General features: G+C 41.3%; 22 protein-coding genes. 11 read left to right on the top strand and 11 right to left on the bottom strand.

Features of this window, described 5'->3' with window-relative positions:
* Positions 1–159 precede the first annotated feature (159 nt).
* On the bottom strand, positions 160–1,635 hold the full coding sequence (gene guaB, locus B9Y69_RS09555; protein ID WP_085472721.1) for an IMP dehydrogenase: 1,476 nt from the start codon (positions 1,633–1,635) through the stop codon (positions 160–162).
* 213 nt (positions 1,636–1,848) lie between these two features.
* Here guaB and B9Y69_RS09550 point away from each other — a divergent pair, with 213 nt between their 5' ends.
* From B9Y69_RS09550 to gap, 4 genes are all read left to right on the top strand, one after another.
* The gene (locus B9Y69_RS09550; protein WP_134431837.1) at positions 1,849–2,328 is read left to right on the top strand and encodes a hypothetical protein; all 480 of its coding nucleotides are present in this window, start codon (positions 1,849–1,851) and stop codon (positions 2,326–2,328) included.
* Positions 2,329–2,624: 296 nt separating this feature from the next.
* A complete protein-coding gene (gene secDF, locus B9Y69_RS09545) occupies positions 2,625–5,615 on the top strand; it encodes a protein translocase subunit SecDF (RefSeq protein ID WP_085472719.1) in 2,991 nt (996 codons plus the stop codon).
* 156 nt (positions 5,616–5,771) lie between these two features.
* A complete protein-coding gene (locus tag B9Y69_RS09540; protein WP_085472718.1) occupies positions 5,772–6,377 on the top strand; it encodes a TlpA family protein disulfide reductase in 606 nt (201 codons plus the stop codon).
* Positions 6,377–7,387 carry a type I glyceraldehyde-3-phosphate dehydrogenase gene (gene gap / locus B9Y69_RS09535; protein WP_200811773.1) on the top strand — a complete coding sequence of 337 codons (1,011 nt, stop codon included), beginning with the start codon at positions 6,377–6,379 and terminating at the stop codon, positions 7,385–7,387. The genes B9Y69_RS09540 and gap overlap by 1 nt, the downstream gene beginning before the upstream one ends.
* Here the strand turns inward: gap and B9Y69_RS09530 are convergent.
* A complete protein-coding gene (locus tag B9Y69_RS09530; protein ID WP_085472716.1) occupies positions 7,364–8,143 on the bottom strand; it encodes a TIGR02757 family protein in 780 nt (259 codons plus the stop codon). The two genes, gap and B9Y69_RS09530, sit on opposite strands and share 24 nt — an antisense overlap.
* Before the next feature lie 110 nt (positions 8,144–8,253).
* Between B9Y69_RS09530 and rlmF the strand changes: the two genes are divergently transcribed.
* A complete protein-coding gene (rlmF, locus tag B9Y69_RS09525) occupies positions 8,254–9,159 on the top strand; it encodes a 23S rRNA (adenine(1618)-N(6))-methyltransferase RlmF (RefSeq protein WP_085472715.1) in 906 nt (301 codons plus the stop codon).
* Between the two features lie 44 nt (positions 9,160–9,203).
* On the opposite strand, the gene glmM is transcribed toward rlmF, so the two are convergent.
* Positions 9,204–10,586: a phosphoglucosamine mutase gene (gene glmM, locus B9Y69_RS09520; RefSeq protein ID WP_085472714.1), complete on the bottom strand. Its 1,383-nt coding sequence runs from the start codon at positions 10,584–10,586 to the stop codon at positions 9,204–9,206.
* A gap of 308 nt (positions 10,587–10,894) precedes the next feature.
* Here glmM and B9Y69_RS09515 point away from each other — a divergent pair, with 308 nt between their 5' ends.
* Positions 10,895–11,491: a phosphatase PAP2 family protein gene (locus tag B9Y69_RS09515; RefSeq protein WP_085472713.1), complete on the top strand. Its 597-nt coding sequence runs from the start codon at positions 10,895–10,897 to the stop codon at positions 11,489–11,491.
* Positions 11,488–12,309: a ZIP family metal transporter gene (locus tag B9Y69_RS09510; RefSeq protein ID WP_085472712.1), complete on the top strand. Its 822-nt coding sequence runs from the start codon at positions 11,488–11,490 to the stop codon at positions 12,307–12,309. Before B9Y69_RS09515 ends, B9Y69_RS09510 begins: the two co-directional genes overlap by 4 nt.
* Positions 12,310–12,315: 6 nt before the next feature.
* On the opposite strand, the gene B9Y69_RS09505 is transcribed toward B9Y69_RS09510, so the two are convergent.
* The gene (locus B9Y69_RS09505; protein ID WP_085472711.1) at positions 12,316–12,786 is read right to left on the bottom strand and encodes a MarR family winged helix-turn-helix transcriptional regulator; all 471 of its coding nucleotides are present in this window, start codon (positions 12,784–12,786) and stop codon (positions 12,316–12,318) included.
* 127 nt (positions 12,787–12,913) lie between these two features.
* Here B9Y69_RS09505 and B9Y69_RS09500 point away from each other — a divergent pair, with 127 nt between their 5' ends.
* Genes B9Y69_RS09500 through B9Y69_RS09490 form a run of 3 tightly spaced genes read left to right on the top strand, consistent with a single transcriptional unit; the run spans position 12,914 to position 15,415 of the window.
* Positions 12,914–13,159 carry a FeoA family protein gene (locus B9Y69_RS09500; RefSeq protein ID WP_085472710.1) on the top strand — a complete coding sequence of 82 codons (246 nt, stop codon included), beginning with the start codon at positions 12,914–12,916 and terminating at the stop codon, positions 13,157–13,159.
* A complete protein-coding gene (gene feoB / locus B9Y69_RS09495; protein ID WP_085472709.1) occupies positions 13,156–15,258 on the top strand; it encodes a ferrous iron transport protein B in 2,103 nt (700 codons plus the stop codon). The genes B9Y69_RS09500 and feoB overlap by 4 nt, the downstream gene beginning before the upstream one ends.
* Positions 15,259–15,265: 7 nt before the next feature.
* On the top strand, positions 15,266–15,415 hold the full coding sequence (locus tag B9Y69_RS09490; RefSeq protein WP_085472708.1) for a FeoB-associated Cys-rich membrane protein: 150 nt from the start codon (positions 15,266–15,268) through the stop codon (positions 15,413–15,415).
* 38 nt (positions 15,416–15,453) lie between these two features.
* Here B9Y69_RS09490 and B9Y69_RS09485 read toward each other — a convergent pair whose 3' ends face one another.
* Together B9Y69_RS09485 and B9Y69_RS09480 are read right to left on the bottom strand one after the other, a co-directional pair.
* Positions 15,454–16,446 (bottom strand): tetratricopeptide repeat protein, encoded by a 993-nt coding sequence (locus B9Y69_RS09485; protein ID WP_085472707.1) that lies wholly within the window; start codon positions 16,444–16,446, stop codon positions 15,454–15,456.
* Positions 16,447–16,765: 319 nt separating this feature from the next.
* On the bottom strand, positions 16,766–17,539 hold the full coding sequence (locus B9Y69_RS09480) for a C40 family peptidase (protein ID WP_085473034.1): 774 nt from the start codon (positions 17,537–17,539) through the stop codon (positions 16,766–16,768).
* A gap of 72 nt (positions 17,540–17,611) precedes the next feature.
* Here B9Y69_RS09480 and B9Y69_RS09475 point away from each other — a divergent pair, with 72 nt between their 5' ends.
* Complete coding sequence (locus tag B9Y69_RS09475) at positions 17,612–18,079, top strand: universal stress protein (RefSeq protein WP_085472706.1); 468 nt, start codon at positions 17,612–17,614, stop codon at positions 18,077–18,079.
* On the opposite strand, the gene B9Y69_RS09470 is transcribed toward B9Y69_RS09475, so the two are convergent.
* From B9Y69_RS09470 to B9Y69_RS09450, 5 genes are all read right to left on the bottom strand, one after another.
* Positions 18,076–19,260, bottom strand: coding sequence for an RsmB/NOP family class I SAM-dependent RNA methyltransferase (locus B9Y69_RS09470; RefSeq protein WP_085472705.1), 1,185 nt, complete (start codon positions 19,258–19,260; stop codon positions 18,076–18,078). The two genes, B9Y69_RS09475 and B9Y69_RS09470, sit on opposite strands and share 4 nt — an antisense overlap.
* Positions 19,260–20,564, bottom strand: a complete 1,305-nt coding sequence (locus B9Y69_RS09465; RefSeq protein WP_234991188.1) for an ABC transporter substrate-binding protein — start codon at positions 20,562–20,564, stop codon at positions 19,260–19,262. Before B9Y69_RS09465 ends, B9Y69_RS09470 begins: the two co-directional genes overlap by 1 nt.
* On the bottom strand, positions 20,521–22,071 hold the full coding sequence (gene guaA, locus B9Y69_RS09460) for a glutamine-hydrolyzing GMP synthase (RefSeq protein WP_085472704.1): 1,551 nt from the start codon (positions 22,069–22,071) through the stop codon (positions 20,521–20,523). Before guaA ends, B9Y69_RS09465 begins: the two co-directional genes overlap by 44 nt.
* Positions 22,072–22,224: 153 nt before the next feature.
* A complete protein-coding gene (locus B9Y69_RS09455; protein WP_085472703.1) occupies positions 22,225–25,398 on the bottom strand; it encodes an efflux RND transporter permease subunit in 3,174 nt (1,057 codons plus the stop codon).
* A 15-nt stretch (positions 25,399–25,413) separates the two neighbouring features.
* Complete coding sequence (locus B9Y69_RS09450; RefSeq protein WP_085472702.1) at positions 25,414–26,472, bottom strand: efflux RND transporter periplasmic adaptor subunit; 1,059 nt, start codon at positions 26,470–26,472, stop codon at positions 25,414–25,416.
* Positions 26,473–26,501: the final 29 nt, after the last annotated feature.

Genomic DNA, 26,501 nt, shown 5'->3' with positions numbered 1-26,501 from the left:
GAGTTTGTTAAAAAAGGAACGTCTGGGCGGGGAGCTCCAGACGTTACCAAACCAATTATTAACCTAAATTATGAATCTTTAAATCTATCGTTTAAGTTAATAACGTTATATTTTATTTATTGTTGTGCTTTTTTTGAATAAATTTTCAATAAAACACTTCTAACCTCTACTGTTGTAGTTTGGCGCTTCTTTCGTAATTGAAATATTATGTGGATGCGACTCACGTAAACCCGCTCCCGTGATACGAACAAATTGTGCTTCTTTCAACTTATCAATTGTCGCAGCACCACAATAGCCCATTGATGCACGCAAACCACCGATATACTGGTACACTACTTCAGCGAGTGTTCCTTTATATGGTACTCTTCCAACAATACCTTCTGGCACCAATTTCTTAATATCTTCCTCTACATCTTGGAAATAACGATCTTTGGATCCTTTCTCCATTGCTTCCAACGAGCCCATGCCACGGTAAGATTTGAATTTACGGCCTTCGTAAATAATAGTCTCTCCAGGAGCCTCTTCTACGCCTGCAAACAAAGAACCTGCCATAATCGTATCTGCTCCAGCGGCAATAGCTTTAGCAATATCACCTGTTTGTTTAATCCCGCCGTCTGCAATCAATGGAACACCTGTACCTTTCAACGCTTTCGCTACTTCATAAACAGCATACAATTGCGGTACTCCAACCCCAGCAATAATACGTGTTGTACAAATTGAACCAGGACCAATTCCAACCTTCACGGCATCTGCTCCTGCTTCAGCCAATGCTTTCGCTGCAGCACCTGTAGCAATGTTTCCTACAATTACCTGCAATTCCGGGAAAGCTGCTTTTACTTCTTTAAGTTTAAGGATCACTCCTTTCGAATGCCCGTGTGCCGTATCAATTGTTACCACGTCTACGCCAGCTTTTACTAACGCTTCCACTCGCTCCAATGTATCTGCAGTAACCCCTACTGCTGCACCAACCAAAAGACGGCCATGGCTATCTTTAGCTGCATTTGGATAATGCTTATACTTCTGAATATCTTTAAAGGTAATCAAACCTTTTAACGTACCATTCTGATCAACGACAGGTAGTTTTTCAATCTTCTGATTCTGTAAAATCTCTTCTGCCTGAATCAAATCTGTACCAACTGGCGCTACCACCAAATTGGTTTTCGTCATCAATTCATTGATTGGCTTCGTCATATCCTTCTGGAAACGTAAATCTCTGTTGGTCACAATACCTACCAATTTACTTTCCGCACTAATAATTGGAATACCTCCGATCTTATGCTCTTTCATGATTTTAAAAGCATCCCCTACTGTAGACCCTTCCAATAAAGTTACTGGATCTTGAATCATACCACTCTCGGAACGCTTCACTTTGCGCACTTCAGCGGCCTGTTGATCGATTGTCATGTTTTTATGCAACATACCGATTCCACCTGCTTGTGCAATAGCAATCGCCAAATCAGCGCTAGTAACCGTATCCATTGCCGCGGATACTAAAGGAATATTCAATCTTATTTTTCGGGTCAGGTTTGTACTCGTATCGACATCACGTGGTAAAATTTCTGAATAAGCAGGAATTAATAAAACGTCGTCGTATGTAAGGCCTTCGGCTACGAATTTTTGTGGGTCTAACTGCATAGGGCAAATATGTTTGGAGTTTCTATTTGCCAGGCAAATCTACGAAAATTATACAAATAATCAAAACAAAGTATCTTTTTATTAAAGAATGACATTCAGATTATTATCAAGAAACATTTTTTCCTCAAAAAAATTTTGGCAAGCTATTTGTACAAAGGCATCCCAAGATTATTATCGATACTCGACTAATCAAAAATTACAAAATTACAAAACATGAAAAAAGTATTTTTATCCCTAATGACAATCACTGCGGTTGCAGTTGGTTTAAATGAAGCAAAAGCACAAACACCTTTCAAATCTGCTTTAGGTGTTGTTTTTGATGGCAGCGATGGCGCAAATGTAGGTATACAATACAAAACTGCTTTGAAATCAACAACAGCAGCACAGTTCCAAGCAGCTTTCGGTGACAATTGGATTTCTGTTGGCGGTGATTGGCAATATGAAAAATTAATCCCAGGCGCAGAAGGATTAGCATGGTATGCTGGTGTGGGTGCACAATTAGGTTTCGTTACCTCAAAACACGTAGATGATAAAGTATTCATCGGTTTACGTCCGCAAATAGGTCTTGAATACAAAATCCCTACAATTCCTTTCGGTTTACACTTAGACTATAAACCATATTTAGGATTGAACAATGATTCTGGATTCAATGGTGACGGATTCACTTTCGGTATTAAATATATCTTGAAATAAACCGTATCAGAATGTATAGAACGGTCTTACCCTATAACGGTAAGACCGTTCTTCATTTATAGCCCTACACGCTCCCCAACATAGGCATTCACCTCCCTATTTCCCACCGTTCCACCGCACTCCGAAAATCGTAAAGAAAGCCCCTTAACAAAAAAAATGGGTTTTATTTGGATTCATTGTCAATTATCTTTTCATTCTACAAAATTTTTATACCTTTGCGAATCTTGGCTACATATTATTAAGCTTAAAATCGAGTAAAATTTAAACTATATCAAATAAACACACGAATAGAGACAATGCAGAGTAAAGGGCTGATTAAATTCTTGGTAATAGTGGTGTCAATAGCATGCCTCTATTCCCTATCATTTACGTTTGTTACACGTAAAGTAGAAAGCGATGCTGCTAACTACGCTAAAGGCGATATGGCCAAAGAAAAAGCGTATTTAGATTCCATGGCAGGTGAAGAGGTGTACAATTTAGGACTAGCTAAATTTACGTACCGCGAAGCCAAAGCACACGAACTGGCTTTAGGTCTAGACCTTAAAGGTGGTATGAACGTTACAATGGAGATTTCGTTGGACGAGTTAATAAAAAACTTGGCAAACAATCCAAAGGACGAAAAGTTTAATGCAGCGTTAACAAGTGCTGTACAGAAAAGCAAATCTGTCAATAAAGGTGTGGTAGAGCTTTTTGTTGATGAATATAAAGCTTCAGGTGCTGGTACACCATTAGCTTCTTTCTTCGCAACAAAAGATAACTCTTCATTAATCAAAGCGACAAGCTCTGACAATGAGGTTCGTTCGTTCTTGAGTAAAGAATCGGATAACGCCATCCAAAACTCATACAAAGTATTACGTACACGTATCGATAAATTTGGTGTAGCATCGCCTAACATCCAGATTCAACAAGGTACAAACCGTATCCTTATTGAGCTTCCGGGTGTAAATGATGAAGCTCGTGTTCGTAAATTACTTCAAGGATCAGCGAAGCTAGAATTCTATGAAACACACAGTAACTTACAAGTATATCCGCTTTTAGAGAATGTAAACAACCTACTTGCTTCTTCTTTAAAATCCAATGCGCCAGCAGCAGCAGCTAAGAAAGATAGTGTTGCGACGGATACAACGAAAAAAGATGACAATTTATTAGCGAATTTAGGTGCCGGTAAAAACGAGAAGAAAGACTCAACTGCCGTTAGCCCTGAAGTAGCGGCGAGCAACCCCTTGTTCAGTGTATTGAACCCAGCTGTTTATATGGAGCAGAATGGTCAGCCACAGCTGTTGCCTGGCCCAATGGTGGGTAGCGCTAACCTAAAAGATACAGCGCGTGTAAACGCTTACTTAAACCGTCCGGAAGTAAAAGCAAACATCCCTGGAAACTTAAAACTTTTATGGGCTGTTAAACCAGAGCAACGTACACCAAACATGTTATCGCTTTATGCGATTAAACTATCCGGTACAGAAACGGGTGCTGTTATGACAGGTGATGTTGTAACCGATGCTCGTGACAACTTTGACCAACAGAACAACCCTGTTGTTTCTATGGAAATGAACACAGACGGTGCACGTCAGTGGAGAAAAGTTACAGCACAAGCAGCACAAAATAGAGAAGCAATCGCGATCGTATTAGATGGTGTTGTTTACTCCGCTCCTTCCGTAAATGAAGAGATTCCGAATGGTAGCTCACAGATTTCTGGTAGTTTTACTATTGAGGATACAAAAGATTTAGCGAACGTATTAAAAGCAGGTCGTCTTCCAGCTACTGCGAAAATTGTTGAAGAAGCGATCGTAGGTCCTTCTTTGGGTCAAGCTGCGATCGATGCAGGGGTTAACTCTGCGGTAATCGGTATTATCGTGGTTATGATCTTCATGGTTGCATATTACAACCGTGCTGGTATTGCCGCAAATATTGCAGTATTGTTCAACGTATTCTTCTTAATGGGAATATTGGCTTCTTTAGGTGCAGTATTGACACTCCCTGGTATTGCTGGTATCGTATTAACAATGGGTACAGCAGTAGATGCCAACGTACTTATCTACGAGCGTATTCGGGAGGAACTCCGCTTAGGTAAAGGTATCCGCCAAGCAATCGCCGATGGTTACAAACATGCGATGCCTTCTATCTTGGATTCGCAAATCACAACCTTCTTGGTTGGTTTAGTTCTTTTCTTCTTCGGTAGTGGACCAATCTTAGGTTTCGCAACGACGTTGATGATCGGTATTATTACATCATTGTTTACCTCAATCTTTATCTCTCGCTTGATTTTCGAATACATGTTAGATAAGGATATGAAGATATCTGTTTCTTTCCCTTGGTCAGCAAACACCTTACAAAATGCCAACTTCCAGTTTATCAAAAAACGTAAAGTATTTTACGCGATATCTGTTGTAGCGGTAATTATCTTTGTGGCTTCGATCTTCACCAAAGGATTTACATTAGGTGTAGACTTCAAAGGTGGACGTACCTATACCATTGCTTACGAAAAGCCAGTTAATTTGGAAGAAGTTCGTCAACACTTAGATGAAACATTCAAATCAACGACAGAAGTAAAAACTTTTGGTAGCGAGAACCAAGTACGCGTAACAACGACTTACCATATCGAAGAAACAAGTGATCAAGCTGATAAAGAGGTATTAGACAAGCTAAACGCTGGTTTATCTAAAATATCAGGCAACAAGCATGAGATTTTATCTTCTCAAAAAGTTGGACCGTCTATCGCGACTGATATTAAAGACAGAGCAATTTGGTCTGGTATTTTCTCTATCTTGATTATTGCCGGATATATCTTAGTACGTTTCCACAAATGGCAGTATTCTGTCGGAGCTGCTATTGCAACGGTTCACGATGGTATTATCTTGTTGGGTCTATTCTCTTTATTGGATGGATTAGTACCGTTCTCTTTAGATATCGACCAACACTTTGTGGCTGCTATCTTAACGGTATTGGGTTATTCTGTAAATGACACGGTGGTTGTATTTGACCGTATCCGTGAAGACTTGAATAAGCCAGGTGCACACAGTAAAAACTTTGGTGATGTCATCAATCACGCTATCAATACAACGTTAAGCCGTACGGTGATCACATCATTGACCATTATCTTCGTGCTTGTTGTATTATTTATCTTTGGTGGTGATGTTATTCGTGGATTCTCATTTGCGATCTTAATTGGTATCGTAGTGGGAACATACTCGTCGATCATCTTAGCTGCTCCTTCTGTGTATGACCTTGGAAGAGGAAAACACATCACAGAAGAGAAAAAAGAAGTGGCGAAAGTGGTAACGCCCTAACATAAACTACAATTTGTTATAGTATATTGAATAGCTCCCAAATGGGAGCTATTCTGCTTTTAAAGGGAGGTTATTTCATTTTATCATCATTAAATCATTTCATACATATGATTCCCCTATTTTTAGCTAATTTTGAACTTATAAAATATACTTGGAATGAAATATATATTTAGTGCTATTGCATTTTGCGGCTTGGTTAATTTAACCGCTTGCCAATCGAACAGTAATACAGAGAAAGCGGCAACAGAGACGCAAGAAACAACCCAACCTGCGACAGCTGAAAACCCGCATGCAGCAGGTGCGACAAAAACACCTCAAGCCCCGCCCCTAGCGTCCGAAGCAGCAGCTCAAATTCCGGCATTTAAATTTTATAAGGTGAAGTCTGGTATAAGCTTTACAAACGAGGATATCGCAAAAAACAAAAACTCTGTGTTTATCTTATTTGATCCAAGCTGTGGTCATTGTCAACACGAGACAACAAACTTGGCACAAAACTACAGTAAGATAAAAGACGTAAACATCTACTTCGTTTCGATGAATGATCCTGCGCTTATGGCTTCCTTCCTTGATACGTTTGGAAAAGAACTTGTAGACAAACCCAATATTGAAGTATTGTACGACAGAAATCAGGAATTTATTCAGAAATTCCATGTGCCAAAGCAATTTCCAGCGAACTACGTTTATGGTGCTGATGGATCCCTTAAGAGCAACTGGGATGGTGAAAAACCTCTTGATTTCGTGCTAGCAGAATTTACAAAATAATGAAAATTGCTATAAATGGTTTCGGTCGGATTGGCCGAAACACTTTACGTAATATATACCGCCGCGGATTGGAAACAGAGCTCGAGGTGGTAGCCATCAATGACCTGACAGATACCAAAACACTGGCACACTTACTAAAGTATGATTCGGTTCACGGTCCTTTTGAAAAAGAAATCACGCACGATGATGCACATATTTATGTCGATGGAAAGGCTATTCAAGTATTTCGGGAATCAGCTCCTGAAAACCTCCCGTGGGCTGCTCTAGCAATAGATGTCGTTGTTGAATCCACCGGTTTCTTTACAAGCAAAGCCAAAGCGGCATTGCACCGCGACGCCGGAGCAAAGCAGGTCATTATATCCGCTCCGTCGCCAGACAAGGAAGTCCCTACAATCGTCCTAGGAATCAACGATCATAATTTTGATTGGCATACGCCTATTTTCTCGAATGCTTCTTGTACGACCAATAATGTCGCTCCATTAGTAAAAATATTGGATGAAAACTGGGGTATTAAGGATGGATACATCACAACTGTACATTCCATGACCGGGGATCAAAACCTACATGATGCGCCACATCGCGATTTACGGAGAGCGCGTGCCGCCTCTTCTTCCATTATCCCGACGACCACGGGCGCAGCCAAGGCCATTACCAATGTTTTCCCGCATTTGGAAGGAAATCTTGGTGGTGCTGGAATTCGTGTGCCTGTTCTAAATGGATCGCTCACCGATTTTACCTGTACGTTGAACAAGCCGACAACAGTTGCAGCGATCAATGAAAAGTTTAAAGAAGCAGCGAATGGTATACTAAAGAATGTCTTATACTATACCGAGGATCCAATTGTATCCGTAGATATTATCAATAACCCATATTCCTGTGTTTTCGACTCGGAATTAACATCGATTGTCGGCGGCTTGGTAAAGGTGGTCGGCTGGTATGACAATGAGTACGGTTATTCCAATCGGATGGTAGACCTCTTGGCGCGTTTACAACTCACCAACCACGCCTAATCCAAAGAGTGCAAAATCATATTTGACAGGATCCAACGGATCAAAGGCCTTTAGATTGTCGGTAAGTTCCAACGCAGTTTTCCAATGGAGCTTATCGGCAGTAATCAACCCAAATTGGCGTGCGACCCGCTCTACATGTACATCGCAGGGACATACCAGATCTGCCGGACGGATTCTCTTCCATAAACCAAAGTCAACACCACGATCATCCGCTCGCACCATCCATCGTAAATACATATTCAGTCGTTTGCAGCTTGACTTTTGAACCGGTGAACTAATATGTTTACGTGTTCGAATCGGATAGTCCGGTTGGGAAAAAAAATACGCCTTAAATTCATTTAGGGCATTTTCCATAAAGGGACGCCCCGTTTCCACTTGGCTGCCCAACAAAAAGGCATCTTCTAAGCTATCAAAACGATGGTAGTGGTCACGAAAGAAAGAAACAAAAAATAGCAGATCCGTATCATTAAAGGTACGGTGTTTGAAACCGAGCAGTTGTTTCAAGTCGCTATCTTGATGGTTCCGCATAAAATCATAAGGCGCACCGTCAAAACGCGTAATAAGCTCTTTACACTTATTGATAATCGTCTTCCGTTGCCCCCATGCCAAGATTGCAGCAAAGAAACCCATCACCTCAATATCCTGCTTTTTAGTGAATAGATGTGGGATACAAATTGGGTCGTGCGCTATAAATGAGGGTTGATTAAACTGTTCAACCTTTTTATCTAAAAAATCTTTAATATCGAAATCTGCCATAGCTGTACCTGCAAAACTATCAAATCTTTCGGAAAGAATGCTTTGTTTGTGTGCATCGTCTTGTATCCGGTAGAATAATAGTAACTTTGCAAGCTAAGAAAAAAGCTATTATGCGTAGTACCGAACAGAAAAAACAATTGCACCCGCGAAATGTACACAATACGGGTTATGATTTTCAAAAACTAATTCGTATTAATCCTGCATTGAAGGATTATATTGTGGAAACTGTAGCAGGAACTACATCGATAGATTTCGCCGACCCAGCGTCCGTAGTAGAACTGAACAAAGGTTTACTTAAACAATACTACAAAATTGATCAGTGGACGTTACCAAAGAATAGCCTATGCCCTCCTATTCCCGGGCGTGCGGACTATATCCATTACTTAGCGGATCTATTGGCCTCGGAAAAAGAGGGGCAGATTCCTACAGGTGAGGATGTCCGTATTTTAGATATCGGTACAGGAGCATCATGTATATACCCGATCCTGGGGCAACGGATTTACCAATGGAGCTTTGTAGGGACTGATATTGATGAGTCGGCACTAAACCATGCTCAATCTATTGCGAAATCTAATGGCGGTTTAAAAAAACAAATTGAACTTCGTTTCCAACCGGATAACAAGAAAATATTTGACGGTGTCTTAAATAAAGCTGATCGTTTTGATGCCGTCATGTGTAACCCTCCTTTCTTTAAATCCAGAGAAGACAACTGGCAAAAAACATCAAAGAAATTTAACAACCTAAATAAGCGTCCGGATAAACATACCGTACAAAATTTTGCAGGTCATCCCAATGAACTTTGGTGCGAAGGCGGAGAACGCCAATTTGTGCGTACGATGATTTATGAGAGCATGAACTTTAAAAACCAGCTCGGTTGGATCACCACACTAATATCTGATAAAGACAATTTGAAACCGTTAATTGCAGTATTAGAATATAACAAAGCGGCAAAGGTGGAAGTGATCGGGATGCAGCATGGAAACAAGATTATTCGCATTCTAGCCTGGAAGTGGTAAAATATTAAAAGCGGACGGCTACCCTAGGGTAGCCGTCCGCTTTTTTAACCAATAATTTCTTGGATATCATCCATTATCTTTTGTGCTATTTTAGTTGCCGCTTCTTCCGTCGGTCCTTCGGAATAAATACGAATAATCGGCTCTGTATTCGATTTCCGTAAATGTACCCACTCTTCTGCAAAATCAATCTTCAACCCATCGATCGTGGTATACTGCTCCTGCTTATACTTCTCTTCCATCTTAGCCAGCAAAGCATCGATATCGAGGTCAGGTGTAAGCGTAATCTTATTCTTAGACATAAAGTATTGCGGTAACTCCGCACGGTATTCCGAGACTTTCTTGCCTAACTTAGCAAGATGTGTAAGGAAAATAGCCACACCAACCAATGCATCACGGCCATAATGCGATTCAGGATAGATAACACCTCCATTACCTTCTCCACCAATCACCGCATTCACTTCCTTCATTTTTGTCACAACATTCACTTCGCCTACCGCGGCAGCAAAATAAGCCCCACCATGTTTAATGGTCACATCACGCAGCGCTCTTGTAGAGGATAAATTAGAAACTGTATTTCCTTTGGTATGCCCTAAGATATAATCCGCTACCGCCACTAATGTATATTCCTCACCAAAAAGCTCACCATCTTCCATCATAAAGACCAAACGGTCAACATCTGGATCTACAGCAATACCCAAATCTGCCTGGTGTTCTAACACCGCCGCAGATAAATCCGTCAGGTTCTCCTTTAGTGGTTCCGGGTTATGTGGAAAATGACCATTGGGCTCACAATGGATTTTGTAAATCGTCTCTACGCCTAAAGCTTCCAATAAAGCCGGAATAAAAGTTCCACCAGTACTGTTTACTGCATCGACGGCGATTTTGAAACCAGCAGCACGAATTGCCTCGCGATCCACCAATGGTAAAGCCAAAACAGCGTCAATATGTTTTTGTAAATAACTATCATCTTTACGCGCTACGCCTAATGCCTCTACTTCAGCAAAGTCAAAGTCCAAACTTTCACCTAAAGCTAATACTTCTTTCCCTTCTTCATCATTGATAAACTCACCCTTATGATTAAGAAGCTTTAAAGCATTCCATTGACCAGGGTTATGAGATGCTGTCAAAATAATTCCACCCGCAGCCTCCTCAAGGGGAACAGCAAGTTCCACCGTTGGCGTTGTAGACAATCCAAGGTTAATTACATCCGCACCAATACTCTGCAAGGTTCCTACAACAAGGTTGCTAACCATCTCGCCCGATAAACGCGCGTCACGGCCCACCACAATTTTTGTATTACCCGTTTTTTGCATCAATATTTTCCCAAATGCTGCTGTAAACTTCACAATATCGATGGGTGTCAACGCCTCACCAGCGCGGCCACCTATCGTTCCCCGAATACCGGATATCGATTTTATAAGTGTCATGATTCAATATTTATAGGGTAAACATAGATAAATTTGCCTGTATACGCAATACAATACCGAGGATATAAACAAGAAAATTATACGCTACCGTTTGTGTAAGTGTTAAAAAAAATACTATCTTTGTTGCAACATTGTTTCATTTACTTCATTACCTTACGCCAGCTGGATTTTCCATTTATTATAATCACAATAAAAAGGGATTGCAAGCAGAGCGGATAAAACGATAAGCGCTTGTATATAGGCATTATTACATTGCACATAAAAGTGAATTTATGTAAGTTTGAAGTAGACAAACATTAAGAGAATTTATGCTGAATCAGTTAATACATTTTGACCAAGAGGTATTTTTAGCGATCAACCAAGGATTAAGTAATCCTTTTTTTGATTGGCTTTTACCTATTCTTCGAAATCCATACACATGGGCGCCCCTATACCTCTTCTTGATAATTTTCTTTATTAAGCATTATGGTAAAATGGGAATTATTATTGTCGCATTCACCCTGACGAATTTTGCGTTATCAGACGCTGTTTCTTCGCACCTGATCAAAAAGAATGTAAAAAGGGTCAGACCTTGTAATGATTTAGTATTTAAAGAACATGTCAATATACGTGTTCGATGTGGTTCCGGCTTTAGCTTTACCTCGTCCCATGCGACCAATCATTTTGCTATGGCATTTTTCTGGATAGCCTTGTTTAGAAGGCGATGGAAACACGCCTTATGGCTCTGTATCACTTGGGCTTCCCTGATAAGTTTTTCACAAATATACGTGGGTGTACATTACCCTGTCGATGTAATCTGTGGAGCCCTATTAGGCATTCTTATTGGCTTAGGCACTGGTTATTTATTTAAGAGATTTTTCCCAAGCTTCTTTGCTAACGATATTCCCCCAATAACAACATCATGAGTTCATTCTTAATCGTAACTATTTTATTTGTTTCTGCTCTTGTCAGCGGATTGGCAGTTTTCTTTGTCAAACGCGACAATACAAATCTATTGAAACTAATACTTTCTTTCAGTGGAGCTTATTTATTCAGTATTACAGTACTACATCTTATACCGCATGTCTATTTAAGCAACAATACGAGTCCCGAAATTATTGGTTTATACATCTTAGGTGGATTCTTATTTCAATTAATCCTGGAGCAGTTTTCACAAGGGATAGAGCATGGACACCTACACGCACATGATCATAATGTATTCCCTATCGGTATCATGGTTAGTTTGTGTTTGCACGCTTTTCTGGAAGGAATGCCACTGGCGGCAGGACATCAATCAGAGCTTGTTTTTGGTATTGCTATTCACCACATTCCGGCAGCCTTCGCTTTGGGAAGTTTACTGATCAATACAAAACTAACGAAAGGGAAAATCGGCTTTTTCATCCTTCTTTTTGCCGCGATGACTCCCATGGGTTTCTTAACCAGTAAAGGAATAAGTCAAGGAGATATCGGTAATATATCACAATATTTTGATAAGATTATGGCAATCGTTATAGGTATCTTTTTACATATTTCGACTACCATCCTATTCGAATCAGGTTCAGCAGACCATCACAAATTCAATAAAAAGAAAATGATCGCCGTGCTCCTCGGCGTATTGGTCTCGCTTTCAAACTTCCTTTTTGAAGGGCATAGCCACGACCACGGTCACGGTCATGATGGGCATAACCATCAGCAAGAACAGCATAACCATGATCACGACCACGGTCATGATCACGATCATTAAAAGATATTAAACCTCCTCTGGCGGTATAGAACCACGGAATTTATCGAGCAACTCGCTCAGCTGAAAAGCTTCCTGTTCCGATAAATTCTGTGGTAAAAGATCATTCAGCATCATATCGTCCTCAATCTCCTCCAATAAAGCCAACCCTTTTTCCGTAATAAAGAGATCCACAGCACGCTTATCCTCCTTATTTTTACACCGAGAAACCAATCCTTTAGCCACAATTCGATCGACTAAGCGAGAGATATCAGGCGTATTGGTTATCATCCTATTTTTCAACAAATTATTCGTTGACGGGTTAGGTAATTGTCCGCGCAAAATTCGTAAAACATTGAATTGCTGCAAAGTAATTTGCTTCTTAGCGGCACGTTTTTCCAGAATCAAGTTCAGCCAATTCCCCGTATACATAATGTTTATTGAGGCGCGCTGCCAATCACTACTAAAACTCTTTACCTTTATCTCTTCCTCAATTTTCATAGTTTTCTTAATTAAAACAAAAGTGTGACAACATTTAAACGTAGAATCAATCTAAATTAGCTATCTTTGAAGCAAAGACAACAAATATATCCCGAATATAGATTTTATAATTTTTTTAACAGAAAAAATGCAAAAAAGTTTCAGTCTAGATACCCTTACCATTGGTGAATGTGCCCGTATTAGCGAAGTAAACGCCACCGAATTACCTTCTAAATTTCTAGAGATGGGCCTGCTTCCAGGTTGCCTTGTAGAGATCAAACACAAAGCTCCTTTTAATGGACCTATCGGCCTTCACATCCATACTTCAAACACATTAATAGCTATTCGTAAATCTGAAGCTTATCATATTTTAGTTGAAAAAAATTCCCTATGAGTAATCCCATTATCGCGCTGTTAGGCAACCCAAATGTCGGAAAAACATCCGTCTTTAATCGTATTACAAAGTTAAACCAACATGTTGGTAATTACCCAGGCATTACCGTTGAAAAAAGAGAAGGTACCGTTAAAGCTAATGGAAAAACCTATTCGATTATCGATTTACCTGGAACGTACACCTTATTTCCAACATCGCTCGATGAAGATATCGTTTACCAAATCCTTGGAAATAAAGAAAATAAATCACATCCGGACTTAGTTGTTGTCGTGAGTGAGCCCAACAACCTCAAGCGGTCAATTATCTTATATCAGCAAGCACGTGAGCTCGGTGTACCGGCGCTATTTGTGATCAATATGATCGATGAAGCAAAAGGCAAAGGTTTAGAGATTGATTACCAAAAACTTGAACAATACCTAAACACAAAAGTATACACCACCGATGCGCGAAACGGGCATGGTATACACCAATTGATCGAAGCATTTGACGAACGTCCGGGCTATTATAGCAGCAAATTTACGATTGATAGCAGGTTCGTTCCAGCGCTTGAGGAAGCCAAAAAGCTCTTCCCATTACAGACGGAGTATCAGACGTGGCAATACTTGGCGCAAGAGGATGTTTCCTTCCTATCAGCGGACCAACGCCTTGCTCTTAAGAATATCAGAAGCACACACGGATTTACAGCAAATGATCTCCAACGGTGGGAATCTATTTCCCGAAACAAGCAAATTGATAAAGAGATAGATGCAATTGCTGTTCGCAAAGAAAATCTACACTTGACTAAAACGAATAAAATTGACAAGCTTTTACTTCATCCAGTAATGGGGTATATTGTTTTCTTTGCTATTCTGCTTATTATTTTCCAATTGGTCTTCATCTTGGCGACCCCCATCATGGACTGGATTGACGAATCTTTTGCCAGTTTAGTAGATCTGGTGGCAGGTATCCTGCCTGAAGGACCAATATCAAACCTTATTACACAAGGTGTCCTATCTGGTATTGGCGGTATCGTCATCTTTGTTCCGCAAATTGCTATTTTATTTATCCTGATTTCCTTAATGGAAGAAACGGGTTACATGAGCCGCGTTGTTTTCTTGATGGATCGCTGGTTACGTCCTTACGGACTGAACGGTAAGTCCGTAATTCCGTTGATGTCAGGGATCGGCTGTGCCGTACCGGCCATCATGTCGGCGCGTAATATCGAGAACACAAAAGAACGCTTGATTACGATGTTGGTTACGCCATTTATGACCTGCTCAGCACGCTTACCAATATATGTCGTTTTAATTTCACTCGTTATCCCGAATGAAACCTTCTTAGGCTTTGGAATCCAAGGGTTAACCCTGGCCCTACTCTATGTATTAGGTGTGGTCGCTGCCTTAGCATCGGCATGGATCTTAAGTAAAATAGTCAAGACAAAACACCGTTCTTTCCTAATCTTTGAATTACCATCATACAAAGCGCCAGACTGGCGAAATGTAGTAACCAATGTTTGGGATAAAACTTCTGGCTTCCTTTTTGGTGCCGGTAAGATTATCTTATCAATGGCTATTGTATTGTGGGTACTTGGAAGTTTCGGCCCGAACGACAAATTCTACAATCCGGAGAAATATATCCTCGAGGCTAACCCAACAATTGGTGAGGATCATTTAGCCGAAGAGGTTGCATCATACAAACTAGAACACTCTTTCCTCGGTTACATTGGCATGGGTATTGAACCTATTGTAGAGCCTTTAGGATACGACTGGAAGATGGGTATCGGTCTTGTTTCATCCTTTGCCGCGCGTGAGGTATTTGTTGCCACCATGGCGACGGTATATAGTCTAGGGGAAGATGTAGATATTGAGGACGATGCCCAAAAAGAAACCTTGCTCACAAAGATGAAATCTGAAATAAACAGAAATACAGGGCTGCCAGCATACAATTTGGCATCGGGAGTATCCTTACTCTTGTTTTATGCGTTCGCAATGCAATGCATGAGTACAATTGCCATAATGAAGCGCGAGACAGGTTCTTGGAAATGGACACTAATACAAACAGGAATGATGACGGGATTAGCGTATATCGTTGCGTTCCTTGCGTATCAATTCTTAAAATAAAAATATCATGGATACATTAACCATACAATATATTATTATAGCAATAGTCTTTATTGTTGCCGTCTATTTTGTGGTAAAGCGCTTGTTTCCGAGTAAAGGTAAAGCGGGCGGATGTAATAAGGGATGCGGCTGTGCCGTAGACCAATCTAAGAAATAGGAACAAAGCCCTGTCTACAAAAAGACAGGGCTTTGTTTTTAATCTTCATCATTTTCTATCGCAGCAAAACGTTGTCTATCTTCTTCTGCTCCATTCTGGTCGCCCAAGCGATCCTTTATATCCGCCCGATAAGCGTATAAATCTGCATAATATGGGTTAAACGTAATTGCGCGATCATAATCTGCTAGGGCCTCCGTCCACGCTTCCATTTTTTCATAAAGATCAGCCCGCAGTGCAAAGACATAAAAATCCTCCGGGAGCAACATTGTCAACTTATCGAAATCCGCAACAGCACGCTCGTATGCTCCGATTTCCATCAAGAAATTCCCACGCTCTTCATATACTAAACTATTCTCCGGATCTAAAGCCACTGCCACTCCAAAATCCTTTAGGGCTAAATCATGTTCGCGGATCGCAACATACAGCTTTGCCCGCGATACAAAAGCCTGAAATAAAGTAGCATCCCGATCAATAGCCGCATTGAAATCCATTAAGGCAAGATCATATTGTAGTAATCGCATGTATAGCGCGCCCCGGTAAACAAGGACCTGTACTTCCGCTGGAAACCGAACAACAGCATCGCTATAAAGTGCTAGCCCATGCGCATAATCAAACTGCTGAACCGAATGTAATGCCGCGTCCAACAAAGATTTTAAATCAGAAAAAATAGTGGAGTCTCCTGTAGCGAAGGCTGGTTTATTCTCTACCCATTCTAAAAAGATATGATAATTAAAATCGATTTTCTTTGCAACTTGATAATCATAAAAGGCCCCTTCACTATCGCCTAACTCTTCATTGACGAGCGAACGACAAGCAAAGAAAAATGGTAATGTGGGAAATTGCTCAATCGCTTCGCTATAGCAGGCAACAGCCTCCGACAGATTCCCTGCCATATAATGTTGCAGTCCCTGGACAGCGAATCGAATCTCTTCCATGGTTTGCTCCTCCACTAAAAATCGATCTGGAACTGTGGTCGTCAATACCGGTATTAATTGACTACTGGGTAATATATAAAAAGGGTTATTCATCATTCAATATTCATCGTTCATAAAAAAACAAGCACGTACGTTTAAGGTCCGTGGAGCCCTCCTTTGTCGGGATGACGATTATGCTAAAACCTAAACCAAACATCGTTGCAGGCTCAACCTCACAGCGCGAGAAAATTCAGTCAGTCCTCGCCGAAAGATTAACCTAGCGTCATCGAAGGACTAACAAGGTTTCGCCGAAGAACGAACCTCCCATCGCTGGCGCGAGACTTTGGCTCGTGCCCTCCTAAATTAGTCGTAAATAGTAAGTACTAAGTAGCAAGTACAAAGTACAAAGTACTCTATACTTTGTACTCTCTACCAACTACCAATAACGCTTTACGATCCGCAACTTATGCGTATACCGATTCCATTCTTTATTAAATATTCCTTCGGAGTCCATTTTATCCACACGTACACGTGCCGAAGCGTGTAAAATCGTTTCGGCATCCAGCATCATACCAACATGCGTAATCTTTCCATCCGCATTATCAAAGAACGCCAAATCCCCCGCTTTTATCTCAGATAGAAAATCAACGACCTCGCCTAATTCTGCTTGTTGATAAGCGTCCCGTGGGAGATCAATCCCAAAATGACGATAACAAGCCAGCGTAAGCCCTGAGCAATCAATCCCTGCATCGGAACGCCCACCCCATAGATAAGGTGTGTCCTTATAATGTGTTACAAGTCGTTTTAATTCAACATCAAAATCGTCAATTGTGGGTTTCCGTAACTTGCCTTCAATCTCGAACCATTCCGTAGTTGTCGCCCGGTAATCATTAATCATAATCTTCGTTCCGGGAACTAAATGGACCACACGCTCCGCTGTACGGGCTGTAGCACCTTCGACATCAACAACCAACGATTCGATCAAGGACGCTGTCCCTCCAGGCATCGGCTCCAGAGAAACATATTGTCCTTTTTGGATCCATCCTTCATAGACAGGATCATGCAAGCGCACAAAAGCCCAATCAGCTTCCTCCTGAAGTATCACAAACTCTTCACCAAACAACACTTGACTTACCATCTCACTACGATGAGATGCTTCAGCCCGCAGTGGCACAACAGTTAAATTACAACGTCCTAACAGTATATCCATAGTATCCATAAAACAATAAAGAATCGGTACGTGTTTTGTACATACGAAGATAAGTTTAAAATTGTTGTAATTATGAAGTATAACAGATTTAATAGAATTCTGCTTGCGGTGGACGATAGTCCATGCACAGAAAAGGCAATTGCCTATGCAAAAGACCTTGCCCAAGAGTTTAACTCCATTTTGGCACTGATCACTGTAATTCCTCCGACCTCACCTGCCAGCTATGGCGCCGATCCTTTACTGGGTCAGCAACCCATCATTGTACCTGAAGTAGCACAGATACAACTCGAGGCAACGCAAAAATATTTAAATGAGCTGGCGGCCGAGTTCAACAGCGCGAATGAAGTATTCACGTTCAACAAAGTGGGGAACATACGGGACGAAATTTTAGAAACTGCAACACAATGGGCAGCCGATCTCATTATCATCGGATCCAACGGAAGAACCGGATTTGAACATTTTATTTCGGGCAGTGTATCCGAGTCCGTCATTCGTAAAGCGAGTTGTCCGGTCTTGGTAGTTCCCAACAAATGTGACTAGTTTATCTTCCTGAGCCGGGCAACAAACATGCTATCCGCTCGTTTTGTGTAACCGTTAATTGTTCGCGATTCTTCGACGACAAGGCCAAATGTTTTTTCTAGGTAGGCAACGACAGCTTCGTTTTCATCGCTAAAAACAGAACAGGTTATATAGATCAGGGTACCATTACGTTTTAAATAAGGGACCACATTGCGTGCTATTTTTTTCTGTAGGTCAGCAAAGTGCTTAATCTTACCGACACTAAATTGTTGTATCATTTCAGGCGTGCGTCCCCATGTACCCGAGCCCGAACATGGTGCGTCTAACAAGATGCCATCAAACTGCTCACTTCCCAGTATCGCGGATACATCGCCTGTCAGATCAATAATCTTTTGTCGATAAGCCATCGTCTTGACGCCAGCTTCCTCAAATCGTTCATTCAAGTTGCGCAAGATACTTAAGCGTATATCGGATACGAGCAAATCTAATTGTGGATACATATCCAGTAACATCAACGATTTACCACCCGATGCGGCACAGGCGTCCCACCAACTTTCCTTTCCCGCTATCTGGAAGGCGTTAATCGTTTCCTGAGAAGATAAATCCTGCACCTCATAACGCCCCTTAATACCGCGCACATCCTGCAAACGGCTGCCGTTTGCTAATCGGAACCCTGTATCACCTTCGCGCAAAAAAGAAATCTTATGTTTCAGTAAGGCACGCTCTACCTGCTCTACTTCTGCCTTTTTTGCACGAATAAACAAATCCGGCTGAATGAGATGGCTTAACGAAAAATATGTCGGTTCAATCGTCGCGGAAAGATTTTCTGTATACGGGAAGATCGTCTGAGAAACCTCTATTCCTAAACCTTGTAGAAAAGTAATCTTGGTTTCCAATGATTCGCCAGACACCGTTTGCCATTCGGGTTCATATAGGCTAACAATAGGACTACTTGATTCACATAGGAATTCTGCAACAATCAAGCGCTGCATTGGTTCCGCTGTTGGGATAGCCTGCCCCAGGCGAAAAAAGTTATAGCACAAACGGGAGGTCATCCGTCTATCGGATGATCCCATTTGTTTATTTTCTTTAAAAAAACGTGTTAAAAACCGAGCGAAGGGTTCTTCAGCAGTATACTCTTCGAGCGCACGCTCAAAATTACGAACATACAACTCAACTCGACGTGGATTTACTTCCGCCATTAATTCAATTGAAAGGTATTGCCGCGGTATACTTTATACGAAACGGCATTATTAAGATAGCCTGCTGTGTTATTCTTCTCAAAGTTATACGAACTATATATTCCGTCATAACTTTCTTTCGTAACATGGTTCGCATAATCCGCACCATACTTCGCCATTAAATTACCAAAGTAACGCGCTACATCGTAACCTTTAAAAGCATGATCTGAAGGTGCTACTCCAAACGAAGCGGTATATTTTTCTCTAAAATCTTTAACCGCACTAGACCAAGATTTAATATGTGCTTCCGCGGAAATTATCGGGCTGTAATTTTCAAAATTTTCAAAACCACTAAAATCGATACGATCCCAAAGCGGGTGTCCATACAATTTAAAAGTATAGTATCCCTCTTTCACTTTCTTATCTAAATTGCTCAAAAAAGAACGTAGTTCCGTTTTCTCGGTTGTTCCGACCGCAATTAAATTAGAACCGGTCGTAGTCATTGCTTCATTTAACTGCGCAAGAGAAGAAACTGTTTTAATTTGTGCACTTGGTTTTACTTTACGAATCTCACCTGCGAAGCCCGTCAAAAACTGTTTTCCATCAGCATCTCCCGTACTGTAAATAATCAACACATCCCCACTCCCAGCGTCGCGCGCCATCTGGCTCGCCATGGCACGGGTATGCATCGTTATCGATGGCGTCAGCGATACTAAGTTGGACAAATTATAATCCGTAGCACGTGACGCTGCCAAAGGGTTAATCTGTAACACGGACTTATCCACCAAGCCTTCACCAAAGGAACGTATCTCTTTTGGATACACGGGACCAACAATCAACGATGCCCCACGGACATCCAATGAATTTGCAATCCGGCTATTATGTAATTCGTCATCCCGAGAATCAACCACATCAAGCACAAAAGACTTTCCTTGCTTGGCCACCTCATCCAATCCCATCTGAAAGCCTTGATAAAAGTCAAGCGCAATCGAAGAACGTGTAACATCAGCTTTTGAAAGAGCTGCCGGATTCACTTTATCCAACTGAAAAGGAAGTACCAGTGTAATACTGTTGTTTTTCGATCGTTTTTCAGCGATAAACTTCGCCTCTCTTTCCTCCTTCGTTAACTCTACTTTATGTGCTGAGGTAGACTTATTATCTTCTTTCTTTACGGGTTGTCCGCTCACCATTCCACCCTGATGGCCCGGAGACTGTAGGACACCCGTAGTTTTGGGCGAACAAGCGCCCAAAGCTAGGATAATACCTAAACCAGTAAGAATTTTATTCCCACTCAATCGTTGCTGGTGGTTTTGAACTGATATCATAAACAACTCGGTTGATTCCTTTAACATGATTGATGATTTCGTTTGAAATTTTCGCTAACAAATCATATGGCAAGTGAATCCAGTCGGCTGTCATTCCATCTAACGAGCCTACGGCGCGCAAAGCAACAACATGTTCGTACGTACGCTCATCGCCCATTACGCCAACGGATTGAACAGGAAGAAAGATCGTACCTGCCTGCCATACTTTATCGTACCATCCACTTTCCTTTAGATTGCGAATGTATATATCATCAGCCTCTTGCAAAATCCGTACCTTTTCTTCCGTTATATCGCCTAAAATACGAATACCTAAGCCTGGACCTGGAAAAGGATGTCTACCCAAGATATTAGGATCAACCCCTAATGTCTTTCCTACTCGTCTTACCTCATCCTTAAACAACGTCTTCAATGGCTCTACGACTTTAAGTTTCATAAAGTCAGGTAAACCGCCCACATTGTGGTGTGATTTGATTGTTGCCGATGGACCTTTTACGGAAATAGATTCGATAATATCCGGATAAATTGTTCCTTGACCTAACCATTTCACTTCCAAACCAGCTGGTAGTTCCTTTTGCACTTCCTTAGCCGCTTCATCAAAGACATCAATAAATGCGCCTCCAATGATCTTACGCTTTTGCTCTGGTTCAGAGAAACCTGCTAGCTTACCGTAGAATAGGTCTTTTGCATGGATACCTTTAATATTAAGTCCCATATTTTTGTAGGAATCCAATACTTGCTCATACTCATTCTTGCGAAGTAAGCCGTGATCCACAAAAATACAATGTAAATTTTTACCGATTGCATGGTGCAATAACACCGCCGCAACTGTAGAGTCTACACCACCTGATAGTGCCATGATTACGTGATCATCACCTAATTGTTCTTTAAGCTCTGCAACTGTAGTTTCTACAAACGCTGTTGAGGTCCAATCTTGTGAACAACCACAAATATCAACAACGAAATTTTTCAATAGAACTTGTCCGTCTGTGCTGTGTGTCACCTCCGGGTGAAACTGAATACCGAACGTTTGCGTTCCTTCGACCTGATACGCCGCAACACGAACTTTATCCGTACTCGCAATAATCTTAAAGTTAGAAGGTACTTCTTTGATGGTATCGCCGTGCGACATCCATACCTGCGATTGTACAGGGACTCCCTTTAAAAGGGGATTATCATGATCTACAAACTGTAGATTTGCACGACCATACTCTCTAATCTCTGATGGTAAAACCTCACCGCCTGATTGTTGTGCTAAATATTGTGCCCCGTAACAAACACCTAACAACGGAAAACGCTCTTGAATAGATTTGTAATCTACCTGTGGCGCATCCTCTTGTCTTACCGAATATGGACTACCGGAAAAGATAACACCTTTTACGCTATCGTCAAACGTAGGCAAGTTATTGAACGGATGTATTTCACAATACACATTAAGCTCACGAACGCGTCGCGCAATTAACTGCGTATACTGCGAGCCAAAATCAAGGATGATAATTTTTTCAGACATGGCGCAAAGTTACATATTCGTCCTGTATTTTATTCATCCAACATTGCAAAACTTTGCATTTTATCACGACCTAACAAAATGAACAAAACCCCATTAAACAAATACGCACCACCCGAGGGTAGTGCGTATCGTATATATGAAGGGAGCTAAGCCTTAATTTTTAGCATCCATTTCGTCTACATAATTTTCATTTGGCACATAATCAGCAACAATTAATTCCGCATAATTTGTTTTTTCTTTCTTGCCAAAGCGTCTCCCCAAGCTATCAAAGATAGAATACACCACAGGAACGACAACCAATGTTAAGAATAGAGAGGAAAGAAGCCCCCCGATAATTACAATGGCCAAACCGCGGTTCATATCTGCTCCATCTCCCGTAGCCATCGCAATAGGCACCATACCGATTACCATCGCAATGGTGGTCATCAGGATAGGACGGAAACGTGCATGGTTCGCCGCAATCAACGCATCGTAGGTACTTGCTCCTGCATCTTTTTTGTGGTTCGCAAAATCCACCAACATAATCGCATTCTTCGCAACCAAACCAATCAACATAATGATACCGAGGATCGTAAAGATATTCAATGTTTGATTTGCTAATGCCAATGCCAGAAGCGCACCGATAAATGATAAAGGAATAGAGAAAAGAACCACGAAAGGTGTTACAAAGTTATCATACAAAGCAACCATAACCAAGTACACTAAGATGATAGAGGCTAATAAAGCCACACCTAAAGTACCAAAACCTTCTTGTTGGTTCTCCATATTACCGCCCCATTTGTAGGAAACACCAGGTTTAAGTTCGACTTTCTCAAACTCTTTTTGCCATTCTGCAGCAACCGTACCGGCTGGCTTACCTACCACTTGTGCTTGTACTGATACCGAAGGTGACTTATCACGACGCTCCAATAATGACGGACCAGAGCTGAACTCTACATCAGCAAACTGCTCTAATGTAATCGCTTGTCCATCTTGATTGATAAACTTCAAGTTTTTCACGTCATTGATATTACCACGACCAATCTCATCGTAACGGATATTAATATCGTACTCCGTATCCCCTGCTCTAAATTTAGTATCTGTATTTCCAGAGAACGCAGTCTGCATGGTCATACCTACAGTGGACACATTTAAGCCCAAAGAGTTCATCTTATCACGATCTACTTTGACACTAATTTCGGGGTTACCATCCTCTGAGGTCAACTTCACCTCGGATGCACCAGAAACCTTACGCAATAGATCTGCAAATGTACGCGCAGTCTCTAGCGCTTCTGCTTGTGATGCACCAATTACAGTTAGTGTCAGTGGTGCTTGCTCGGCTCCCATCAAACCCATATTTACGGTTTTCACTTTCGCGCCGACCAGCACATTCTCCATCTCCCGTCTCAATTTTGCCGAGTAAACTTTTGTTGCCTCTTTTTTATTGTGACCGTCCTTCAGGATAATATGAATTTCAGACTTATATTTTGTTCCAGATGTATTAACCATACCATCGGACGCTTGTCCAACAGTCGTAATCATACGCTCAATTTCTGGCTTCTGTGATAAATAGTTTTCAGCCTTCTGTGTCATGAAGTTCGTTTGCTCCAAAGAGGCATCTTTATTCATCTCTAGTTGTAGATAGAACTCTCCTTTATCATTACCTGGAAAGAAGTCAGACCCAATATAGCCTTTACCAACCAACATAAATGCTCCAATCAATAGCACAAACGAAAGCAAGAGCGTTAAAAACTTATTTAATCTACTTTTCAAGCCCCATTCCAACAACCCTGAAATTCCATGGGTCAATTTGCTCAACCCTGCTTCAAAGCCATATAAGATACGACCAAAGAAACTATCCTTATTGATATGCGAAAGTTTACCGATACGGGAGTACAACCAAGGCACTATAGTAAACGATACGACAAGCGATAGCAATGTAGACACCATGACCGTCACACAGAATTGACGCAAAATATCGGACACCAATCCGGAAGACATCGCGATCGGCAAGAATACCACCACAATTACCAATGTAATCGCCGTTACGGTAAACCCGATCTCTTTCGCTCCGTCAAACGCAGCACGCACCTTATTCTTACCCATCTCCATGTGGCGGTGAATATTCTCAATTACCACAATCGCATCATCCACCAAAATACCAACGACCAAGGATAGCCCTAGAAGCGACATCAGATTCAGCGTATACCCCATCATATTCAAGAAAATGAACGTAGCGATCAAGGATAACGGAATCGCAACAACTGCAATAAAAGCGTCCCGTAAACTGTGTAAGAAAAACAACATGATAAATGCTACCAAACCGATCGCAATCATCAAATCGTGGATTACGTTACTCGCTGCATTTAGGGTATAATCTGTTGTATCGTTTGCAACAATAATCTCAACACCTTGCTTACTGTAATCCTTCTTTACCACATCAACGGTCTTCTTCACCAATTCTGATACGGCTACAGCATTCGCATCCGACTGCTTAAACACCTGCATTAAGATGGTGTTTTTACGGTCAATACGAGAAATCTTCTCTACATCCTTAATACCATCCTGTACATCCGCAATATCGCTCAAACGGATCATAACCCCACGCGGTGTTGATATTGGCAGGTTACGCAATTCATCAAGCGTAGCAAACTTACCCGACAAACGTAAGGTTGTCTGGTTGTCGCGTGTTTTTACGTTACCCGTCGGGAAGTCCAAGTTAGCTGCAGCAATCATCTGCTGTACCTGTGTAATCGTCAACCCATAACCTTCCAGTTTATCTGGGCTTACACTCACCTGGATTTCACGCTCTTCACCACCAACCATATCTACTTTTGCAACCCCATTAATACGGGCAAAAACGGGTTGTATCTTCTGGTCTAATAAATCGTACAGATCCTTCTCTGACAAATTAGACGTCACCGATAAGTTCATGATCGCAACGTCATCCAACGAGAATTTTGATAAAGCGGGAGTTTCCACATCATCGGGTAGCTCGTTGACTACCGCATTTATTTTCCGTTGCGCATCCGTCAACAGGAAGTTGACATCCGCCCCGGTATTCAGTGTAATCATGACGACGGAAACAGACTCCATCGATTTTGATTCAATTTTCTTTACGTTCTCTAAGGAGGCGACCGCATCTTCAATCACTTTGGTAACCGACGTCTCTACCTCGGACGGCGCTGCCCCCGGGTACAACGTCTGTACCGTAATTACGTTTACCTCAAACTTTGGCACCAGCTCGTATCCCATTTGCGAATACGAGAAAATACCACCAAGCGTAAGTATAATAAAGAGTACTATAATTATACTTGGTCTTTTTATTGAAATTTCTGATATTTTCATGAATTAGATTTCAGCTTACTTAATAATTTCTACAGGTGTTCCATTCAACAAATTGATCTGTCCGGATGTAATAACTTGTGTTCCTTGTTCAAGTCCCGAAACAATCTCGATGTAATCGCCAAAGCTACGTCCAGAAACTACTTCTTTCAATACCGCTTTACCTCCTTCGATCGCAAAAACCTGATTCGAACTCACACTACCAACAAAAGCATTTCTTGGAATGACTAATAAATTAACACGCTGATCTGCGCCAAAATAAGCTGTACCATACATACCTGCTCTTAAGTCATTCGATGCATTGTTCTGAATTTCCAACTCTACAGGAAAGTTCAAGCTGGCATCTGCTTTAGGCGCGATAAAGCTCACTTTTCCCGTAAATGTCTTCTCCGGAAGTACCGGCGACTGAACTTTAATAGACTGCCCCAATTTCACTTGTGAGATATTTTTCTCATCTACACTAATTTTCAGTTTTAGGGTAGAAACATTTACAATTTCGAATAGCTCATTGCCTGGAGAAACATAAGATCCCGGTTCAATATTGCGTTTATTTACCACCCCTGAAAAAGAAGCTGTAACATTAACATCAGAAGCTTTGATCTGTGAAGATTTAAGGTTGTTACGTGCATTTTCAAGCTGTAACTTAACCTGATCCAATTGTTGTTTTGTTACCCCGCCTGTTGCGAAGGCACTTTCAAAACGAGCTACTTCAGCCTTTGCGTTATTGTACACCGCTTGTGCATTGGAAACATCTACGGTTTGCTTATCGCCATTAATTACAGCGAGTGTCTGTCCTGCTTTCACATACGAACCTTCACTCACGAGTACACGAATTACTTTACCAGAAGCTTCAGCCGACAATTTCACCTCTTGCTTTGGGGCAAACACACCATTGGTGATATACTCCGCATTAACCTCTTTCAGATCGACCACTTCAGCGCGGACAGCTACTGCTGCGTTTTGGATCGCTACGACAGCTGTCTCCTCTTCGTTCTTAGCCTTGTTCTTATTTAAAAGAAACATAATACCAGCGAATGCTGCTGCGATAATTACTACGGTTATTATTATACGTTTCATATATATTGTTTGTCTATTAAGGTCTTAAC

Source organism: Sphingobacterium psychroaquaticum, from assembly GCF_900177625.1.
GTDB lineage: Bacteria > Bacteroidota > Bacteroidia > Sphingobacteriales > Sphingobacteriaceae > Sphingobacterium > Sphingobacterium psychroaquaticum.
The sequence above is the reverse complement of the archived record's forward strand: the minus strand, read 5'-3'. Positions and strand labels throughout refer to the sequence as shown.

What these genes read in the sequence shown, in the direction of transcription:
- guaB (WP_085472721.1), bottom strand. Translation starts at nt 1,635, where the DNA reads ATGCAGTTAGACCCACAAAAATTCGTAGCCGAAGGCCTTACATACGAC.
- B9Y69_RS09550 (WP_134431837.1), top strand. Translation starts at nt 1,849, where the DNA reads ATGAAAAAAGTATTTTTATCCCTAATGACAATCACTGCGGTTGCAGTT.
- secDF (WP_085472719.1), top strand. Translation starts at nt 2,625, where the DNA reads ATGCAGAGTAAAGGGCTGATTAAATTCTTGGTAATAGTGGTGTCAATA.
- B9Y69_RS09540 (WP_085472718.1), top strand. Translation starts at nt 5,772, where the DNA reads ATGAAATATATATTTAGTGCTATTGCATTTTGCGGCTTGGTTAATTTA.
- gap (WP_200811773.1), top strand. Translation starts at nt 6,377, where the DNA reads ATGAAAATTGCTATAAATGGTTTCGGTCGGATTGGCCGAAACACTTTA.
- B9Y69_RS09530 (WP_085472716.1), bottom strand. Translation starts at nt 8,143, where the DNA reads ATGGCAGATTTCGATATTAAAGATTTTTTAGATAAAAAGGTTGAACAG.
- rlmF (WP_085472715.1), top strand. Translation starts at nt 8,254, where the DNA reads ATGCGTAGTACCGAACAGAAAAAACAATTGCACCCGCGAAATGTACAC.
- glmM (WP_085472714.1), bottom strand. Translation starts at nt 10,586, where the DNA reads ATGACACTTATAAAATCGATATCCGGTATTCGGGGAACGATAGGTGGC.
- B9Y69_RS09515 (WP_085472713.1), top strand. Translation starts at nt 10,895, where the DNA reads ATGCTGAATCAGTTAATACATTTTGACCAAGAGGTATTTTTAGCGATC.
- B9Y69_RS09510 (WP_085472712.1), top strand. Translation starts at nt 11,488, where the DNA reads ATGAGTTCATTCTTAATCGTAACTATTTTATTTGTTTCTGCTCTTGTC.
- B9Y69_RS09505 (WP_085472711.1), bottom strand. Translation starts at nt 12,786, where the DNA reads ATGAAAATTGAGGAAGAGATAAAGGTAAAGAGTTTTAGTAGTGATTGG.
- B9Y69_RS09500 (WP_085472710.1), top strand. Translation starts at nt 12,914, where the DNA reads ATGCAAAAAAGTTTCAGTCTAGATACCCTTACCATTGGTGAATGTGCC.
- feoB (WP_085472709.1), top strand. Translation starts at nt 13,156, where the DNA reads ATGAGTAATCCCATTATCGCGCTGTTAGGCAACCCAAATGTCGGAAAA.
- B9Y69_RS09490 (WP_085472708.1), top strand. Translation starts at nt 15,266, where the DNA reads ATGGATACATTAACCATACAATATATTATTATAGCAATAGTCTTTATT.
- B9Y69_RS09485 (WP_085472707.1), bottom strand. Translation starts at nt 16,446, where the DNA reads ATGATGAATAACCCTTTTTATATATTACCCAGTAGTCAATTAATACCG.
- B9Y69_RS09480 (WP_085473034.1), bottom strand. Translation starts at nt 17,539, where the DNA reads ATGGATATACTGTTAGGACGTTGTAATTTAACTGTTGTGCCACTGCGG.
- B9Y69_RS09475 (WP_085472706.1), top strand. Translation starts at nt 17,612, where the DNA reads ATGAAGTATAACAGATTTAATAGAATTCTGCTTGCGGTGGACGATAGT.
- B9Y69_RS09470 (WP_085472705.1), bottom strand. Translation starts at nt 19,260, where the DNA reads ATGGCGGAAGTAAATCCACGTCGAGTTGAGTTGTATGTTCGTAATTTT.
- B9Y69_RS09465 (WP_234991188.1), bottom strand. Translation starts at nt 20,564, where the DNA reads ATGATATCAGTTCAAAACCACCAGCAACGATTGAGTGGGAATAAAATT.
- guaA (WP_085472704.1), bottom strand. Translation starts at nt 22,071, where the DNA reads ATGTCTGAAAAAATTATCATCCTTGATTTTGGCTCGCAGTATACGCAG.
- B9Y69_RS09455 (WP_085472703.1), bottom strand. Translation starts at nt 25,398, where the DNA reads ATGAAAATATCAGAAATTTCAATAAAAAGACCAAGTATAATTATAGTA.
- B9Y69_RS09450 (WP_085472702.1), bottom strand. Translation starts at nt 26,472, where the DNA reads ATGAAACGTATAATAATAACCGTAGTAATTATCGCAGCAGCATTCGCT.